This window comes from Pseudorhodoferax sp. LjRoot39 (assembly GCF_964253035.1).
Lineage (GTDB): Bacteria > Pseudomonadota > Gammaproteobacteria > Burkholderiales > Burkholderiaceae_C > Pseudorhodoferax.
Map to the genome: position 1 here is coordinate 4130157 of NZ_CAXUQL020000001.1, position 16336 is coordinate 4146492.

A 16336-nucleotide genomic window follows, 5' to 3' on the forward strand; every position below is an offset into this window, starting at 1 on the left:
GGCCGAATCTAGGTTCAATGCCCAGCGGCAGAGAAGCCGCGCAACAGCAGCGCCGTGAGTTCGTGCATGCCGCCGATGGCCGGCGCGCGCGGCGTGAGGCCCGGCGTGAAACCCATGGCCTCGAAGCGCCGCAGCAGGGCCGCGTCGGCGCTGATCAGGTGCACCGGCACGTCCCACGGCGCGCCCACGCCGCTGACGCCGGCGAACGCCTGGTGGTCGCCCAGCACGATGGTCAGCAGGCCCGGCGGCGCGCGGTCCTGCAGGTAGGCGCCCAGCCATTGCCAGGTGGCGGCGATGGACTGCACATAGCCCGGCACCGGCTCGCGCAGGGAGACGGGGTCGTCCAGTGCCAGGGCGTGCTGTTCGCGCGTGTAGGGTGCGGGGCCGGCCAGCCTGTCCCAGTCGGCCACGAAGGGCGCGAGCGGGCGGAACGGCGCATGGCTGTCCAGCGTGGGAAAGACGACGAAGCGCGGCGCGCGCGGCGGGGCGCCGGCCAGCTCCTGCGCGTGCAGCAGCGCCATCGCGGCCTGGTCGGGCAGCCGGGCCGGGCCGAACAACGGGCCGGCGTAGCCGATCGTGCGCGCGTCGGCGATGCGGTCGAAGCCGAAGAAGCGGCCTTCCGGCCAGTCGCGCTGCAGGCCCGGCATCCAGCCCACGGTGCGCCAGCCCTGCGCGCCGAAATGCTGGACCAGCGTGCGGCGCTGGCTGCTCAGCAGCAGCTCGTAGTCCAGCGGGTCGCGCGTGTCCACGCCGGCCAGCAGCGCGCCATGGGCCAGCCAGGAGCCGCCCGCGAAGGTGGGCGAGACCACGCGCGCCGACACGGCGCCGCGCCCGCTGGCGGCGATGGCGCGGGCCAGCGCGGCGCGCGGGGCGGCCAGCGCGGTGGCCTGCGCCGGCTGGTCCAGCGTGCTGACGCCGTAGGACTCGGAGAACAGCAGCAGCACGTCGGCGCCGTGCAGGCCGTCCAGGCCGGTGTCGAAGGCCGGGCTGTCCGTCAGGCGATCGGCCGCGGCGTCGCGCGGCAGCAGTAGCGCGGTCAGCGCCAACTGGCGCGCCAGCACGGGTGTGATGCTGCCCGCGAACCAGCGGTAGCGGTCCAGCCCCTGCATGCCATGCGCAGCGAACAGGGCCAGCAGCAGGGCGCTGGCGCCCAGCACCGCGTGCCGCAGCGGCCGCAGTGCGAGCGCACGGCCCAGCGTGTGCCAGCAGGCCTGCAGCAGCCGGTACAGCAGCGCGCAGGCCAGCACGAGCGCGCCGGCGCCGATGGCGATCTGCCAGCGCGCGATGCCCTGGTCCGCCAGCATCTGGCCCAGGTGGCGGCCGTCCCAGTAGACGTGCAGCGTGCGGCCGTACAGCGCGGCCGACGTGACCTCGGCCAGGCGCACGGCCACGAGCACGCTGCAGGTGGCGGCCAGCGCCGCCGCACTGCGCGGCGACAGGCGGCCGCGCCAGCCCGTCCAGGCCGCAGCCAGCAGCAGGGCCAGGCACAGCTCGGGCGCGATGCGCGCCGTCAGCTGCGGCCAGGGCGTGGGCCCGGGGTTGACCAGGGTCAGCAGTGCATTGAGCAGCAGCAGCGGTGCGACCAGGCGCAGCAGCCGCGCGGCCGGGCTCACTTGCGGATCGCCTCGAACTCGATCAGCAGCTGCACCTCGTCGCCGACCCAGCCGTTGGCCACGCCGTAGTCCATGCCGTAGGCGCTGCGCTTGACGCTGCCGCGCGCCGACACGCCCATGGTGTGCAGCTTGGTGATGGGCGAGGGCGCGCTCTTGTTCCAGGTGGCCGTGAGCGTGAGCGGCTGCCTGCGGCCCAGCAGCTCCAGCTCGCCGGCGATCTCGTACTGGCGCTCGGCGATGCGTTTGCCGCCGGCGGCGGTGAACACCATGCGCGGGAAGCTCGATGCGTTGAGGAAATCGCTGCCGCGCACATGCCGGTCGCGGCCGCTGTGCTGGGTGGTCGCGCTGTCGGTCTCGACCTCGATGCGCACCGCGCCGAGCTGACCGCTGGCCTCGTCGAAGCTGTAGCTGCCGCTGGCCTTGCGGAACTGCCCCAGCACCTTGGCGTAGCCGATGTGCTCGACCAGGAAAGCCAGCGTCAGGTGGTCGGGGTCGATCTCGTAGCGCGCGCTCTGCGCGAAGGCCGGCAGGGCGGCACAGAGCAGGCCGGCGCACAGGGCGCGGCGCAGGCGCAAGCGGACGGGGAGGGCATGGGTCATGGGCGGGCCTCGGTGGTGTGCCGGCGTGCGAGCCAGGCGATGTCGACGGCGAAGGACCAGGCCAGCAGGGCCAGGCTGGCGGCGGCCAGCGCGGCCGACCAGTCGGGTGCGATGACCGGGCCCAGGCACACGATCAGCGCGACGATCTGCACCACGCACACCGTCTTGCGCCGCCAGCTGGGCGGCAGCGGCGCCTCCAGCCAGGGCCACAGGCGCGCGGCCAGCACGAAGGCGTAGCGCATGCCCCCCGCGGCCAGCACCCAGGCGCCGGCCTTGCCGAACTGGAGCACCAGGGCGCTGAGCACGAGGATCAGCAGTGCATCGGTCTCCATGTCGAAGCGCGCGCCGAAGGCGCTGGCCTGTCCGCGGGCGCGCGCCAGCGGCCCGTCGACGGCGTCGAGCACGGCCGTCAGCGTGGCCAGCAGCACGGCGGCCCAGGCCAGCGGGGGGCGGGCCGCCAGCGGCTCGCCCAGCGCGGCGGCCAGCAAGGCGGCCAACGCCAGCCGTGCCAGCGTGATGGCATTGGCCGTGCCGAAGCGCCGGTGCGGCGCATGGTCTACCAGGCCCTGCCAGACGCAGACCGCGCCGAGGCCGAACAGCACCAGGGCCTTGGGGATGTACCAGGCGCCGAAGCCGGCGAGCAGGCGCGCGGCGAGTGCTGCCGCCAGCAGCGCAAGCAGGGCACAGCCCAGCGCGAGCGCTGTGTCGCGCTGCAGGGCGGCACGGTCGGGTGCGGCGGCAAGGGCATGGGCGGGGGGCAAGGCACTCCTCGATAAGATGCCCGACCAAGCATGCCAGCAACGCATTCACCAAAGGTGTCCAAGGGTTACAGCGCCTGCTGGACCGAAGCGCCCGGCCGCGCCGCGCTGCGCGGTGGCACGCTGCCTGCGCTGCCCGAAGGCAGCGTGCAGGTGCGCACACTGCACAGCGCCGTGAGCCGTGGCACCGAGCTGCTGGTGTTCCGCGGCGAGGTGCCCGAGAGCGAATACCGGCGCATGCGCGCGCCGTTCCAGCAGGGCGATTTCCCCGGCCCCGTGAAGTACGGCTACGCCAGCGTCGGCGTGGTCGAGGAGGGCCCGGCCGACTGGCTCGGCCGCGCCGTGTTCTGCCTGCACCCGCACCAGACGCGCTACCAGGTGCCGGCCGCGGCCGTGCATGCGCTGCCCGCGGGCCTGCCACCCGCCCGCGCGGTGCTGGCGGCCAACATGGAGACCGCCGTCAACGCGCTGTGGGACGCCGCACCGCGCCTGGGCGACCGCATCGCCGTGGTCGGCGGCGGCGTGGTGGGCCTGCTGGTGGCCTGGCTGGCCTCACGCGTGCCGGGCTGCGCGGTGGAACTCGTCGACGTGCAGGCCGAACGCGCCACCGTGGCCGCGCGGCTGGGCCTGGCCTTCGCGCTGCCGGCGGCGGCACGGCCCGACGCCGATCTCGTGGTCCATGCCAGCGGGCAACCGCAGGGCCTGGTCACGGCGCTGGGCCTGGCCGGCTTCGAATCCCAGGTGCTGGAGCTGAGCTGGTACGGCCGGCGCGCGGTGACGCTGCCGCTGGGCGAGGCCTTCCATGCCCAGCGCCTCTGCCTGCGCAGCTCGCAGGTCGGCCAGGTCGCCACGGCGCAGCGCAGCCGCTGGAGCCATGGCCGGCGCCTGGCGCTGGCGCTGGACCTGCTGCGCGATCCCGTGCTCGATGCGCTGATCACCGACCATGCGCCGTTCGACGCCTTGCCTGCCGTGCTGCAGCGCCTGTCCGATGGCGCGCCACAGACCCTTTGCCAACGCATCGACTACCCCCCATGACCATCGCCTCCACCCTGCAGCACCTGGCCCAGCGCAGCCCGGCCAGCGAGCGCAACCGCGAACCCATCCTCGAGCGGCTGCTGGCCTTGCTGCCACCCAGCGGCAATGCGCTGGAGATCGCCAGCGGCACGGGCCAGCACGTGGCCTTCTTCGCGGCACGCATGCCGGGCTGGGTCTGGCAGCCCAGCGACCGCACGGACGAGGCCTTCGCCTCCATCGACGCCTGGTGCGCACAGGAGGGTGCGGCCAAGGTCCATGGTCCGGTGCGGCTGGACGCCACCGCGCCGCGCTGGCCGGACGAGGGCCCGGCCTTCGAGCCCGGCAGCTTTGACCTCGTGCTGTGCGCCAACATGCTGCACATCGCACCCTGGGCCGCCTGCGCCGGCCTGATGCAGGGCGCGGCGCGCTGCCTGGCGCCGGGCGGACGGCTCGTGACCTACGGCCCCTACCTGGAGGCCGATGTGCCCACCGCGCCGAGCAACCTGGCCTTCGATGCCGACCTGCGCCAGCGCGACCCGGCCTGGGGCCTGCGCGCGCTGGCCGATGTGGTGGCCGAGGCCGAGGCCGCCGGCCTGCGGCTCGCCGGGCGCCACGCCATGCCCGCCAACAACCTGCTGCTCGTCTTCCAAGCGGCCTGAACCATGTACAGCGTCAACGTCCGCGACCACTTCATGATCGCCCACAGCTTCCGCGGCGAGGCCTTCGGGCCGGCCCAGCGCCTGCATGGTGCGACCTACGTGGTCGATGCCACCTTCCGGCGCCGTGCGCTCGATGCCGACGGCATGGTGGTCGACATCGCGCTGGCCACCAGCGTGCTGCGCGAGGTGCTGGCCGCATTCAACTTCCGCAACCTGGACGACGAAAGCGCCTTCACGGGCCAGAACACCACGACGGAGTTCATGGCCCGCGTGGTCTTCGAGCGCATCGCCGCGCGTGCGCAGGCCGGCGACCTGGGGCCGCACGCCCATGGCCTGGAATCGCTGCGCGTGCGGCTGCACGAGTCGCACGTGGCCTGGGCCGAGTACGAAGGGCCGCTCGTGCCGGCTGCCTGATGGCGCGCCACTGCGTGTTCCTGGTGCCTGGCGATGCGCGGGCGCGCACCGGTGGCACGCTGTACGACCGCCGCATCGTGGACGGGCTGCGTGCCATGGGCTGGCAGGTCGACTGGCGCTCGCCCGGCGACGGGTTTCCCTGGCCCGATGCGGCGGCGCGTGCGCAGGCGGCGACCTGCATCGAATCCCTGCCGGACGGCGCACTGGTGGTGGCCGACGGCCTGGCTTTCGGCGTGCTGGCGGAACTGGCCGAGCGCCACGCCCCGCGCCTGCGCTGGGTGGCGCTCGTGCACCACCCGCTGGCGCTCGAAAGCGGGCTGTCGCCACAGGACCAGGCTCTGCTGCAGGCCAGCGAGCGGCGCGCGCTGGCCTGCGCGCGCCAGGTGGTCGTGACCAGCCCGGCGACCGCGCGGGCGCTGGATGCCTACGCCGTGCCGGCGGCACGCATCGCCGTGGTCGCGCCGGGCACCGCCCCGGCGCCGCCCGCCCGCGGCAGCCGGCAGGGCCTGTCCCTGCTGTGCGTGGCCACGGTCACGCCGCGCAAGGCCCATGCGCTGCTGCTGCAGGCGCTGGCCGGCCTGCGCGACCGGCCCTGGCGGCTGCACTGCGTCGGCAGCCTGCGGCGCGATGCGGCCACGGCGGCGGCGGCGCAGGCCCTGGCGCAGACCTTGGGGATCGCGCAGCGCGTGACCTGGCATGGCGAAGTCGCCGCGGCACCGCTGCAGGCGCTCTACGCGCAGGCCGATCTGTTCGTGCTGCCTTCGCAGTACGAGGGCTACGGCATGGCTTTTGCGGAAGCGCTTGCGCACGGGCTGCCCGTGGTCGGCTGCGCGGCCGGTGCCGTGCCCGACACGGTGCCGGCCGCGGCCGGTGTGCTGGTGCCGCCCGGCGATGGCCCGGCGCTCTCGGCCGCATTGCAGGCGCTGCTCGACGACGCGCCGCGGCGCCAGGCCCTGGCCGCCAGCGCGCGCGCGGCCGGCCAGCGGCTGCCGCGCTGGGAGCAATCGGCCGCGCGCTTCGCCGCCGTGCTGGAGGCCGTCGCATGAGACACCCTGTGTCTCCCCCCCAGCAAGCGTGCTCCCCCTCGGGCGGCAGCGAACCGCGCGCCGCGGGGAGCGTGGGGGCCACCTGCGGCTTCAGCCGCGACTGGCTGGCCTTGCGCGAGCCCTTCGACCGTGCCGCACGCGCGGCCGGCGATGCCGCCATGGCCGCGCACCGCCCGGCGGGCCTGCTGCAGGTGCTGGACCTGGGCTGCGGCACCGGCAGCAGCCTGCGCGCGCTGGCGCCGCGACTCGGCGGCGCGCAGCGCTGGTGCCTGGTCGACCACGACCCGGATCTGCTCGCCGCCGCGCCGCAGGCCATCCGGCCCTGGGCGGAACGCCAAGACCTGCAAGTCGCATGGAGCTGCCACCGGGCCGAGCTTGCCACGGGGCTGGCCGACCTGCCGTTCCCCCAGCATGGCCTGGTCACGGCGTCGGCGCTGCTCGACCTGGTGTCCGAGGCCTGGCTGACCGAACTGGTGGCGCGCTGCCGTGCGGCGGGTGCGGCCGTGTGCTGGTCGCTCAGTGTCGACGGGCGGCTGGACTTCACGCCGGCCGACCCGGCCGATGCGCAGGTGCTGGCGCTGTTCGCCGCGCACCAGCGGCGCGACAAGGGCTTCGGCCCGGCGCTCGGCGAGACGGCGCCGGCGCGTGCCGACGCGCTGCTGCGCACGGCAGGCTACCGCACGCTGCTGGCGCAGAGCGACTGGCACATCGCCGGTGCCCGCGGCGCCGACGATCAGGCCATGCTGCAGGCGCTGGTCGAGGGCATGGCCATGGCCGCGCAAGAGCAGGGGCCGGCGCAGGCCGGTGCCGTGCAGACCTGGCGCGCGCGCCGCCTCGCCGGCCTGGCCGGCACGCGGCTGTGCGTGGGCCACACCGACCTGGTTGGGTACCTGGAGGCGCTGCGTTGAACAGGCTCCGGGCGCGAGCGAGCCTGGGACGCTACGACGCAGACGATGCCAGGTGGCCGACCGCGCAGACCGCTCCGCGCTTGCCGATGGAAGATCCATCGAACGCCGCACTGATCCGCATGCACATCAATCCAGATTTCTTTCTCGAGACCCCCACGGCCAGGGTTTTCACACCGGAGCGCAATGCCCGGGCATGGCAGCAGTGCTTTGCGCTACTGCCGCGGGTGCTGACCGAAGCCGGCCCAACCGGCACGCTGTACGTGCTTGTCGGCGCCCAGGGGGCGGGGAAAAGCACCTGGGCTCGCGCGTGCATCGGCCGCGAGCCGAGCGCGGTCGTCTTCGACGCTATTCTCGTGAAGCGCGCGGAGCGGGCCCCCATTCTTGCAACGGCCCAGCAGCACGGTGTCAGGGCCGTGGCGGTGTGGTTCCACACGCCGTTGGCACTCTGCCTGCAGCGCAATGCGTCCCGGCCGTCCGACGAGTTGGTCAACGCGCAGGGTCTGCGCAATGTCTTCGCGGCCATCGAGCCGCCGACAGAGCAGGAGGGCTTCGCCGACATCGTGCATGTCGGTCGTCCTGGCTGACCCGGCAGCAAGACTCAGCCGCGCAGGTCCATGTCCCACAGCACGTCGCCACCCATGGCGAAGGTGCGTGTGGGCGGCCGCAGGGCCTGGGCCATCGCGTCGGCGCGGCGCACCTGCAGGCCGGGGCGGCCGGCGCCGATGACCACGGGCGCGACGATCAGGTGCAGCCGGTCCAGGCAGTCCTGCTGTGCGAACTGCGAGACCGTGACACCGCCGCCTTCGACGAACAGCGTGCGCAGGCCGCGCGCGGCCAGTGCCGCCTGCAGCGCCGGCAGCGGCAGCTGGCCATCGCTGCCGGGTGCCAGCGCGATGACGTGCTCGGCACCGAGCCGGGCCTCGGCCTGCGCGCGGCAGGCAGCCATGCAGACCAGCAACGTCGGCGCCGCGCCGTCGCGGAACACGCGCGCGTCGGCACGCACGCGCAGTCGCGGGTCCAGCACCACGCGCACGGGGTTGGGGCCGGCCACATGGCGCGTGGTCAGCTGCGGGTTGTCCAGGCTCGCGGTGCTGGCGCCCACGATCACGGCGTCGCAGAGCGCGCGCAGGCGGTGCAGGTGCGTGAGGCCTTCGGGCCCGTTGACGTAGAAGGCGTCGCCGCAGTGGGTGGCGATGCAGCCGTCCAGGCTCTGGCCGAGCTGTGCGATGGTCCAGTCGGCGTTGCTGCCCTGGCGGTCCAGCAAGGGCTTGAGCAGCGCGAACAGCTGTTCGGCCTCGGCATCCCAGCCCGGACGCAGGGCGTAACCACCGGCCTCGGACCAGCGCAAGGGCATGCCGTCGACCTGCGGCGGCCGGCCTTCGCGCCGGCGCTGCGCGAGGGCCAGGCACAACGGCCACAGGGCTTCGATGCCGGTGTGCGGCAGGGGAACAGCGCTCAGGGTCTTCTCCCGGGGACAGGCGCGCGCCGGGCTGGCGCGGGCGGCTGCGGGCCATGCTAGCAGTGCCTGGTCGGTGCCACTGTAGGCCATGAAGCCTTCGCCGCCAGCCCCCGGACGGCAGCGGAAACACGGTCTTACACTGGTCCGCGATGCCCGAATCGTCTTCTCCCTTGCCGGCCGAAAGCTGGCCCTATGTGCAGATCCTGGTGCGGCTGGCGCTGGCCCTCGCGCTGGGCCTGTTGATCGGCCTGGAGCGCGAGCGCCGCGGCAAGGAGGCGGGCCTGCGCACCTTCGGTTTCGTGGCCCTGCTCGGCGCGCTGGGCGGCTCGCTGGGCACGCCGTTCGCGCTGGCGACACTGGCGTTGACCGGCATGCTGACCGTGGTGCTCAACGTGCAGACGCTGCGCGCGAACCAGGGCGCCGAACTCACGACCTCGGCGGCGATGCTGGTGACCTGCATGGCGGGCATCCTGTGCGGTCTGGGCCATACCATCTCACCGGCCGCGGTGATGGTCATCGCCACCGCGCTGCTGGCCTGGAAGGAGCGGCTGGCCGGCTTCTCCATGGGGCTGTCGGAGAGCGAGCTGCGCTCGGCGCTGCTGCTCGCGATCCTGGCCATCGTAATCTACCCGGCGCTGCCGGCCGGCAGCATCGGCCCGCTGGGCCTGGTGGAGCCGCGCGCGGCCTGGGTCACGGTGATCCTGATCGCCGGCATCGGCTTCGTGAACTACATCCTGTGGAAGCTCTACGGTGCGCGCGGGGCGGAGATCTCGGGCTTCCTGGGCGGGCTGGTCAACAGCAACTTCACGGTGATCGAGATGGCGGCGCGCGTGCGCCAGTCCGCCGGTGCGCTGCAGGACACGGCCTTGCGCGGCATCCTGCTGGCCACTGCCGCCATGCTGCTGCGCAATGCCACGCTGCTGGCCATCCTCGCGCCGCTGGCGCTGCTGGGCTCGCTGGGCGCGTTCGCCCTGATGCTGCTGTGCTGCCTGGGCCTGGTGCTGGCCAGCCTGCGCGGGCGGCGCGGCACGGCGCAGGCGCCAGCGCCGGCGATCACGCTGGACCTGCCGTTCTCGCTGCCGCAGGCGCTCAAGTACGGCGTGGTGTTCCTGCTGCTGCACGTGGTGGGCGCACTCACGCAGCGCCAGTTCGGTGATGCGGGCTTCTACTTCGTCAGCATGGTCGGCGGCCTGATGTCCAGCGCCAGCGCGGTGGCCGCCGCCGCCACGTTGGCCGCGCAAGGCAGCCTGGCGCCGGGCGTTGCCGGCACGGGCGCGGTGCTGGCCTCGTTCACGAGCATGGCGTTCAGCCTGTCCTTCGTGCTGCGCACCGGCCAGCGCGGGCTCATCGTGCGGCTGGGCGCCGCCATGCTGGGCGTGGGTGCGGCCGGCCTGGCGGGGCTGCTGCTGGCGCGCCAGCTCGAGCCCTGGCTCACGCAGTGGCTGCCAGCGCTGGGCCGGCTGGCCCGCTAGCGCAAGGTCTCAGCCTGCCGCGCGCGCCGGCCGCAGTTGGTCGTACACGCCCTTCTCGAAGGCATACAGCAGGTCCATCACCCCGGGGTCGGCGAACGGGAAGGTCTGCGTGGCCAGCACGCCGGCGATGCCCGTCTGCGGATCGATCCAGTAGAAGCTGTTGGCCAGCCCGGCCCACGAGAGGCTGCCGGCCGGACGGCCCGTGAAGGTCGGCGCCTCGTTGATCTGGAAGGCCAGGCTCCAGCGCTTGCGCACGCCGGGGAAGAACTCGGCGTCCGCGGTCAGCGGGATGGCCGCCTTCAGCAGGCGCACGTGGCAGTTGCCGCTCTGGTTGAGCATCAGGTGGTGCTGCACGGTCTCGGGCTTGAGCACCCGTTCGCCATCGAGCTGCCCGAGGTTGAGCACCATGCGCATGAAGCGCGTGTAGTCGCCGACCGTGCTGTACAGGCCGCCGCCGCCCATTTGGAATTCCGGCTCCTGCGTGAGCTCGAACGGGAAGGGCGCGAACTGGCCGTCCGCGCCGCGCAGGTGCACGCCGGCGAGCCGCTCGCGCATGCTTGGCGCGATGCGGAAGTCGGTGTCGTGCATGCCCAGTGGCTCCCACAGGTTGCGGCGCATGAACTCGCCGAGCGTGGTGCCGGTCACGGCTTCGACCATCTGCCCGGCCCAGTCGATGCCCAGGCCGTACTCCCAGCGCTCGCCCGGATCGGCGACCAGCGGCAGCTCCAGTGCCTTGCGTCGGCATTCGGTGACGCTTGGAATGGCCAGCGCCGCCTGCACCTTCTGCATGTCGGGGTTCCAGATCTCGTAGCTGCAGCCCGCGCTGTGCGAGAGCAGGTGCCGCAGCGTGATCGGGCGCCTGGGCGCACGGGTCTGCGGCTTACCGTCGGCGTCGAAGCCGGTCAGCACGCCGAGCGCGCCGATCGCCGGCAGCACGCGCGCGGCGGGCGCGTCCAGGTCGAGCAGGCCGCGCTCCACGCACTGCACCGCCGCCACGGAGGTCACGGCCTTGGTCATCGATGCGATCCACAGCACGGTGTCGGGCGCCATGGGCACGCCGCTGCCCAGCAGGCGTTCGCCGGCCGCACCCTGGTAGAGGATGCCGTCGCGGTCGGCCACCATGGCGGTCACGCCGGGGGCCTGGCCGGCGGCGATGCCGCGGGCCAGGATGCTGTCGAGGCTTGCCTTCATGTCCATGTCGTCTCCTGGTGTGTTGTGGGGGGGCAGTCTAGGCACATGCCGGCGGGACGGCGCGCCGTCCCGCGCCAGGAACCTGGCCGCTTTGCGCCAGCGCATCAGCGCAGGGCCTGTGCGCGAAATGCCTGTGGCGTCGTCTTGCGCAACCGTGCGAACTGCCGTGCGAAGTGCGATGCATCGGCAAAGCCGCAACGCCGGCCGATCTCCGCCACGCCCAGGCCGCGAAAGCGCGGCTGGCTCAGCATGGCCGCGGCCGCGTCGATGCGCAGCCGCATCAGCGTCTGCAGGAAGCTGCTGCCCCGGGCGGCCATCGCGCGGTGCAGCGAGCGTGTGGACAGCCCCGCGTCCAGGGCGACCTCGCCGGCCGACAGGCCCGGCTGCATGAAGCGCGCGCGCATGACCGCCAGCGTGCGTTCGAACGCAGCCCGGCTGGCCGGCCGCGGCCCGCCGCCCTGCGCGTCGCCCAGCAGCGACAGCAGGCCGCCCAACTGGGCTTCGATCAGTTCGTCCTGCGTCTCGGGCCGCTCGGCCAGCGCGCGCGGGACCAAGGCTTCCTTGATGCCGCGCAGCGCCAGGCCCCAACCCGCATCGCCGCGCAAGGGGCGGGCCAGCAGGCGTGCGGGTTCGGCCACCCAGTGCTCCACCCAATCGATGGGCAGTTCGATGGACAGGTCGTCCAGTCCCGCGCCGAAGTCGAAGTCGTACGGCTGGCGCGAGTCGATGAGCACCGCATCGCCGGGCTGCAGCCAGCTGGTGCGGCCGGTCTGGGTGGCGCACCAGGGCAGGCGGGGCTGCGACAGCAGGTAGTAGGCATTGCGCTGGCCGCGGGCGATCTCGGCTGCCGAGCGCGACACGCGCTGCGGTGCGCCGAGCGCCTGGTGGGGCAGGATGCGCCGCAGCGCACAGCGCTCGATGCTGCCGAAGAAGCCCTCCCGCTGCAGCGGCACGGCATCCATCTCCAGCACGGTGGCGTGCAGCGCTTCGCGCCAGCCGCGCAGTTGCAGGGGCGCGGGCAGGTCGTGCGTGGACCAGGAACGGAGGCTTCGCATGGGGCGGTCTCGGCAGCCGGGAAGCCGCAAGCATACGGCGGGCGGCGCGCCCCACGGCCATGCGGACGCTAGCCGGGCGCGGGCTGCGTGCCCGGTGGCCGGGGCGGCGGCCGGGCCACGAACGCGAAGGCGATCTGCGTGATGCCCGCGGCCAGCCCCATCGCAGCGGCGACCTGCCAGGCCAGCTGGTAGTTGCCGAGCAGGTCGTAGACCAGGCCGCCGCCGAAGGCGCCCAGGAAGCTGCCGAGCTGGTGGCTGCAGAAGGCCACGCCGGCCAGCATGGCCTGCCAGCGCAGGCCGAAGGTGTCGGCGATCCAGCCCGAGACCAGCGGCGCCACGCCCAGCCACAGGAAGCCCATGATGGAGGCGAACACCAGCGTGCTCTCGACCGTGGGCAGGGTGTGGAAGTACCAGACCACGACGAAGGAACGCAGCACGTAGATCAGGCCCAGCAGCACCTGCTTGGGCCAGCGCCCGCCGGCCCAGCCGAAGAACAGGCTGCCCAGCACGTTGAAGCCACCGATCAGGCCCAGCGCCTGCGCGCCGAGCATGGGGTCCATGCCGCACAGGTCCAGGTAGGCCGGCAGGTGCGTGGTCAGGAACACCAGCTGCATGCCGCAGACGAAGTAAGCCAGCGCCATCACGACGAAGGGCCGGTGCGCAAGCGCCAGGCGCAGCGCGCTGCCGGCCCCCTCTTGCGCGCCGCCGCCGGGCGGCACCGGCGCGGGCAGGCGGTCGACGCGGCCGGCCCACCAGGCCGCCGGCAGCATGGCCAGCGCCAGCACGGCGAAGGCCACCACGCCCATGCGCCAGCCCGATTGCTGGCTGATGGCCTGGCCCAGCGGCGCGGCGACCAGCGCGCCCAGCGAGCCGGCGGCCGAGACCATGCCCAGCACGGTGCTGCGCAGCACGGGCGGCACCGAGCGCGCGGCCACAGCCATGGCCAGTGCGCTGCCGGTGCAGGCCATGGCGGCGCCGATCAGGACGCCGGCGCCCAGCAGCACGCCCAGGAAGCCCTGGGCCGTGGCCAGCAGCACCAGCCCGAACAGGTACAGCACGGCGCCGCCCAGCAGCAGCGGCCGGTAGCCCACGCGCACGGCCAGCGCGCCCGCGAACGGCTGGAAGATGCCCCAGGCCAGGTTCTGCACCGAGATGGCAATGGTGAAGTCCGACACCGAGATGCCGATGTCGCGCGTGAGCGGCGGCATGAACAGGCCCAGGCTCTGGCGCAGGCCCATGGCCAGGCTCAGCAGCAGCGAGGCGCCGAGGAGGATGGGGAGGACGGGGCGCACGGCGGTCCAGCGGGACATCGCTTGTCTCTTCTTGGTCGTGGGGAGCGGCCAAGCATAGTCCTGCGGCCTGGCTGCGGCGGGCAGGGCTGTCGCCTGCGCGTCTGGGCTTCAGAACGGAGCGGGACTCTCGAACTGCAGCGCGCGCCCGTCGGCCGGGTGCTGCAGCTGGAGCCAGCAGGCATGCAGCAGCAGCCTAGGCGCGCACGCCTGCACGGCCGCGTCGGCATACAGCGGATCGCCCAGGATGGCATGGCCTTGCGCGGCCAGGTGCAGCCGCAGCTGGTGCGAACGGCCCGTGACGGGCTCCAGCGCGAGGCGGCTGCTCTGCGCGTCGCGCGCCAGCAGTTGCCAGCGCGTGCGGCTGGGCCGGCCGTCCACCGGGTCGACGATGGACAGCGGCCGGCGCGGCCAGTCCAGCCGGATCGGCAGGTCGATCTGGCCCCAGCCGTCGGCATCGGCCGGCAGATCCCAGCGGCCATCGACCACGGCCTCGTAGCGCTTGCCGATGCGGCGCTGCTCAAAAGCCATCGACAAGGCGCGTTGCGCCGCCGTGCCGCGGCCCATGAGCACCAGGCCCGAGGTCGCCATGTCGAGCCGGTGCACGACCAGCGCGTCGGGGTAGCGCGCCTGCGCGCGCACGGCCAGGCAATCCTGTTTGTCGGGGCCGCGGCCGGGCACGGACAGCAGGCCGGCGGGCTTGTCGAGCACCAGCAGTGCGTCGTCGGCATGGACGACCTGCAGGTCTGCGCTCAAGCGTTCTGCTGCAGCAGCCGCTGCACCGTAGCGCACAGCTCCTGCACGTCGTTGGGCTTGTGGATCAGCGCGCGCGCGCCCTCGGCCATGGCTTCGCGCTCGATCTCGGCCGTGACGTAGCCCGAGGCCAGCGCCACGGGCAGGTCGGCGCGGATGCCGCGCGCCTCGCGCACCAGGTCCACGCCGCAGTAGCCGGGCATGTTGTAGTCGGTCACGACCAGGTCGTAGCCCTGGGGTTCTGCGCGCAGGGCCTCGGTGGCCGCGTGCGGGTCGGTGAAACCGCTGACGCGGAAACCGCGCCGGCGCAGCAGCCGCTCGACCAGGAACACCAGGGCCTGGTCGTCGTCCACGTACATCACGTGCTGGCCGCTGCCCTGCACGCTGGCCGGTGGGGGCGGTGCGCTGGCGGCGGCCTCGGCGGCTTCGCTCGTGGACGGGAAGTACAGCATGAAGTGGCTGCCGCGGCCGGGCTCGCTGTGCACGTCCACCGCGCCGCCGTTGCTGCGCATGACGCCGTGCACCACCGCCAGCCCCAGGCCCGTGCCCTGGCCGACCTCCTTGGTCGTGAAGAAGGGCTCGAAGATGCGCTCGCGCGTGGCCGGGTCCATGCCCGGGCCGTTGTCGCGCACGCTGAGCCGCGCATAGTGGCCAGGCGCGAGGCCCAGCCGCGCGCAGCGGGCGGGCGAGGGCGCCTCGCTCTGCAGCTCGATCCAGACGGTGCCGCGTGCCTCGGGCGTGGCCTGGATGGCCTGGATGGCGTTGGTGCACAGGTTCAGCACGGCCTGCTCGACCTGGGTGGGATCGGCCAGCACCGCGGGCACGCCGGGGTGCACGCGCAGCAGCAACTCCACCTGCGGCGGCAGGGTCACGCGCAGCAGGCGCTCGGTCTCGCTGGTGACCTCGGCCAGGTCGGTGGGCACGCGGCGCGGCGCTTCGTTGCGGCTGAAGGTCAGGATCTGGCGCACCAGATCGCGCGCGCGCCGGCCGGCCTTCTCGATCTCGCGCAGGCTCTCCTGCGCCGTACTGTTCAGGCCGCTGTCTTCCTTGGCCAGTTCCACGTTGCCCAGGATGGCGTGCAGGATGTTGTTGAAGTCGTGCGCGATGCCGCCGGCCATGGTGCCCACGGCCTGCATCTTCTGCGACTCGCGCAGCTGCACCTCCAGCGCGCTGCGCTGCGCCTCCTCGCGCTTGCGCGCGGTCAGGTCGCGTGCGAACACGGTGGTGGTGTCGCCGAAGGCCATGCTGACCTCCACCGGCACGGCCGTGCCCCGCGCGGTCAGGGCCTGCAGCTCGGTGGGCGGCAGCTCGGTGGAAATCTGGTGCATGGCCAGCACCTCGGCCGCATCGGGGAAGAAGCGCTCCAGCGGGCTGCCCAGCGCGTCGGCCGGGGGGCACTGGAACAGCGCGGCGGCCGTGGGGTTGAACACCGTGATGCGGCGCTCGCGGTCGACGCAGACGATGGCGTCCAGCGAGGAGTTGATGATGTCCGCCAGCCGCGCCTCGCTCAGGCGCAACTGCTCGTTGCGCTGCTGCAGCTCGGCGCCGCTTTGCAGCAGCGCGCGGCGCTCGGCCAGCAGCGGGCCCTGGTCGATCACGGCGCAGATGAAGTGCGCCACGGGTTCGTGCGCATTGTCCAGCCGCGCGATGTGCAGGTCGCCCGTGATGGCGCCGTCGTCGCCGATCTGGAACAGCACCTCCTTGGCCTCGGCATGGCCCTCGGTGCGGGCCTGGGCGAAGGCCGACTGCACGGCCGCGGCGCTGGCGGCGCTCACGAAGGGCATCAGGAAGTTGAGCGGCCGGTCGCGCTCGGTCGGCTGGAACGAGCGCTGCGCCATCGAGTTGCTCTGCACCACGAGGTCGTGCTCGTCGATGACCATGAGCGCCAGCGGCACGCTGGAGAACAGTGTCTCGAAGCGTTCGGACGCGGCTTCGGCCATGGACTGGCTGTAGCGCAGAACCTTGTTCTGGCTTTCCAGCTCGGCCTGGTAGGTGCGCAGGTCGCGGATCAGCTGGGGCAGCTGGTAGCTCTCGATGGCCGGCGCGTCGGCCGGCATGTCCAGCGGTGGGCGGGCGGGCGTGTTCATCGGACGCCGCCTGCCGTCG

Annotated in this window: 16 protein-coding genes; 7 read left to right on the forward strand and 9 right to left on the reverse strand. The window is 73.3% G+C overall.

Going from position 1 to position 16336, the window contains the following annotated elements; translation table 11 throughout:
* Positions 1–14: 14 nt before the first annotated feature.
* The 3 genes from ACSQ4M_RS19205 to ACSQ4M_RS19215 are packed head-to-tail and all read right to left on the reverse strand — an operon-like array spanning position 15 to position 2973.
* A complete protein-coding gene (locus ACSQ4M_RS19205) occupies positions 15–1613 on the reverse strand; it encodes a hypothetical protein (RefSeq protein WP_436191023.1) in 1599 nt (532 codons plus the stop codon).
* Positions 1610–2212, reverse strand: a complete 603-nt coding sequence (locus ACSQ4M_RS19210) for a YceI family protein (protein ID WP_436191024.1) — start codon at positions 2210–2212, stop codon at positions 1610–1612. The genes ACSQ4M_RS19205 and ACSQ4M_RS19210 overlap by 4 nt, the downstream gene beginning before the upstream one ends.
* Positions 2209–2973, reverse strand: a complete 765-nt coding sequence (locus tag ACSQ4M_RS19215) for a CDP-alcohol phosphatidyltransferase family protein (protein ID WP_436191025.1) — start codon at positions 2971–2973, stop codon at positions 2209–2211. Before ACSQ4M_RS19215 ends, ACSQ4M_RS19210 begins: the two co-directional genes overlap by 4 nt.
* Before the next feature lie 54 nt (positions 2974–3027).
* Between ACSQ4M_RS19215 and ACSQ4M_RS19220 the strand changes: the two genes are divergently transcribed.
* The 6 genes from ACSQ4M_RS19220 to ACSQ4M_RS19245 all read left to right on the forward strand — a co-directional run bounded on the left by ACSQ4M_RS19220 (position 3028) and on the right by ACSQ4M_RS19245 (position 7595).
* Positions 3028–4005, forward strand: a complete 978-nt coding sequence (locus ACSQ4M_RS19220; RefSeq protein ID WP_436191026.1) for a zinc-dependent alcohol dehydrogenase — start codon at positions 3028–3030, stop codon at positions 4003–4005.
* A complete protein-coding gene (locus ACSQ4M_RS19225; protein WP_436191027.1) occupies positions 4002–4643 on the forward strand; it encodes a DUF938 domain-containing protein in 642 nt (213 codons plus the stop codon). The genes ACSQ4M_RS19220 and ACSQ4M_RS19225 overlap by 4 nt, the downstream gene beginning before the upstream one ends.
* Before the next feature lie 3 nt (positions 4644–4646).
* A complete protein-coding gene (locus ACSQ4M_RS19230) occupies positions 4647–5057 on the forward strand; it encodes a 6-pyruvoyl trahydropterin synthase family protein (RefSeq protein WP_436191028.1) in 411 nt (136 codons plus the stop codon).
* Entirely contained in the window at positions 5057–6103 is a 1047-nt protein-coding gene (locus tag ACSQ4M_RS19235; protein WP_436191029.1) for a glycosyltransferase family 4 protein, read from the forward strand. The genes ACSQ4M_RS19230 and ACSQ4M_RS19235 overlap by 1 nt, the downstream gene beginning before the upstream one ends.
* A gap of 8 nt (positions 6104–6111) precedes the next feature.
* Complete coding sequence (locus ACSQ4M_RS19240; protein WP_436191030.1) at positions 6112–7011, forward strand: class I SAM-dependent methyltransferase; 900 nt, start codon at positions 6112–6114, stop codon at positions 7009–7011.
* Between the two features lie 119 nt (positions 7012–7130).
* The gene (locus tag ACSQ4M_RS19245; RefSeq protein WP_436191031.1) at positions 7131–7595 is read left to right on the forward strand and encodes an AAA family ATPase; all 465 of its coding nucleotides are present in this window, start codon (positions 7131–7133) and stop codon (positions 7593–7595) included.
* A gap of 14 nt (positions 7596–7609) precedes the next feature.
* Here ACSQ4M_RS19245 and ACSQ4M_RS19250 read toward each other — a convergent pair whose 3' ends face one another.
* Positions 7610–8560 carry a RibD family protein gene (locus ACSQ4M_RS19250; protein WP_436191032.1) on the reverse strand — a complete coding sequence of 317 codons (951 nt, stop codon included), beginning with the start codon at positions 8558–8560 and terminating at the stop codon, positions 7610–7612.
* Positions 8561–8619: 59 nt separating this feature from the next.
* Here ACSQ4M_RS19250 and ACSQ4M_RS19255 point away from each other — a divergent pair, with 59 nt between their 5' ends.
* The gene (locus tag ACSQ4M_RS19255) at positions 8620–9942 is read left to right on the forward strand and encodes an MgtC/SapB family protein (protein WP_436191033.1); all 1323 of its coding nucleotides are present in this window, start codon (positions 8620–8622) and stop codon (positions 9940–9942) included.
* Positions 9943–9951: 9 nt separating this feature from the next.
* Here the strand turns inward: ACSQ4M_RS19255 and ACSQ4M_RS19260 are convergent, their stop codons facing one another.
* From ACSQ4M_RS19260 to ACSQ4M_RS19280, 5 genes are all read right to left on the reverse strand, one after another.
* On the reverse strand, positions 9952–11139 hold the full coding sequence (locus ACSQ4M_RS19260) for a serine hydrolase domain-containing protein (protein ID WP_436191034.1): 1188 nt from the start codon (positions 11137–11139) through the stop codon (positions 9952–9954).
* A 98-nt stretch (positions 11140–11237) separates the two neighbouring features.
* A complete protein-coding gene (locus ACSQ4M_RS19265; RefSeq protein WP_436191035.1) occupies positions 11238–12188 on the reverse strand; it encodes a helix-turn-helix domain-containing protein in 951 nt (316 codons plus the stop codon).
* Positions 12189–12256: 68 nt separating this feature from the next.
* Positions 12257–13498, reverse strand: coding sequence for an MFS transporter (locus ACSQ4M_RS19270; protein WP_436191036.1), 1242 nt, complete (start codon positions 13496–13498; stop codon positions 12257–12259).
* Between the two features lie 90 nt (positions 13499–13588).
* Positions 13589–14233 (reverse strand): RluA family pseudouridine synthase, encoded by a 645-nt coding sequence (locus tag ACSQ4M_RS19275; protein ID WP_436191037.1) that lies wholly within the window; start codon positions 14231–14233, stop codon positions 13589–13591.
* A complete protein-coding gene (locus ACSQ4M_RS19280; RefSeq protein ID WP_436191038.1) occupies positions 14230–16317 on the reverse strand; it encodes a PAS domain-containing hybrid sensor histidine kinase/response regulator in 2088 nt (695 codons plus the stop codon). The genes ACSQ4M_RS19275 and ACSQ4M_RS19280 overlap by 4 nt, the downstream gene beginning before the upstream one ends.
* Positions 16318–16336 lie beyond the last annotated feature (19 nt).

Bases quoted from the DNA above. Each gene is read 5' to 3' on its own strand.
- ACSQ4M_RS19225 (WP_436191027.1), top strand. From the start codon at position 4,002: ATGACCATCGCCTCCACCCTGCAGCACCTGGCCCAGCGCAGCCCGGCC.
- ACSQ4M_RS19260 (WP_436191034.1), bottom strand. From the start codon at position 11,139: ATGGACATGAAGGCAAGCCTCGACAGCATCCTGGCCCGCGGCATCGCC.
- ACSQ4M_RS19250 (WP_436191032.1), bottom strand. From the start codon at position 8,560: ATGGCCTACAGTGGCACCGACCAGGCACTGCTAGCATGGCCCGCAGCC.
- ACSQ4M_RS19255 (WP_436191033.1), top strand. From the start codon at position 8,620: ATGCCCGAATCGTCTTCTCCCTTGCCGGCCGAAAGCTGGCCCTATGTG.
- ACSQ4M_RS19245 (WP_436191031.1), top strand. From the start codon at position 7,131: ATGCACATCAATCCAGATTTCTTTCTCGAGACCCCCACGGCCAGGGTT.
- ACSQ4M_RS19235 (WP_436191029.1), top strand. From the start codon at position 5,057: ATGGCGCGCCACTGCGTGTTCCTGGTGCCTGGCGATGCGCGGGCGCGC.
- ACSQ4M_RS19280 (WP_436191038.1), bottom strand. From the start codon at position 16,317: ATGAACACGCCCGCCCGCCCACCGCTGGACATGCCGGCCGACGCGCCG.
- ACSQ4M_RS19230 (WP_436191028.1), top strand. From the start codon at position 4,647: ATGTACAGCGTCAACGTCCGCGACCACTTCATGATCGCCCACAGCTTC.
- ACSQ4M_RS19265 (WP_436191035.1), bottom strand. From the start codon at position 12,188: ATGCGAAGCCTCCGTTCCTGGTCCACGCACGACCTGCCCGCGCCCCTG.
- ACSQ4M_RS19270 (WP_436191036.1), bottom strand. From the start codon at position 13,498: ATGTCCCGCTGGACCGCCGTGCGCCCCGTCCTCCCCATCCTCCTCGGC.
- ACSQ4M_RS19210 (WP_436191024.1), bottom strand. From the start codon at position 2,212: ATGACCCATGCCCTCCCCGTCCGCTTGCGCCTGCGCCGCGCCCTGTGC.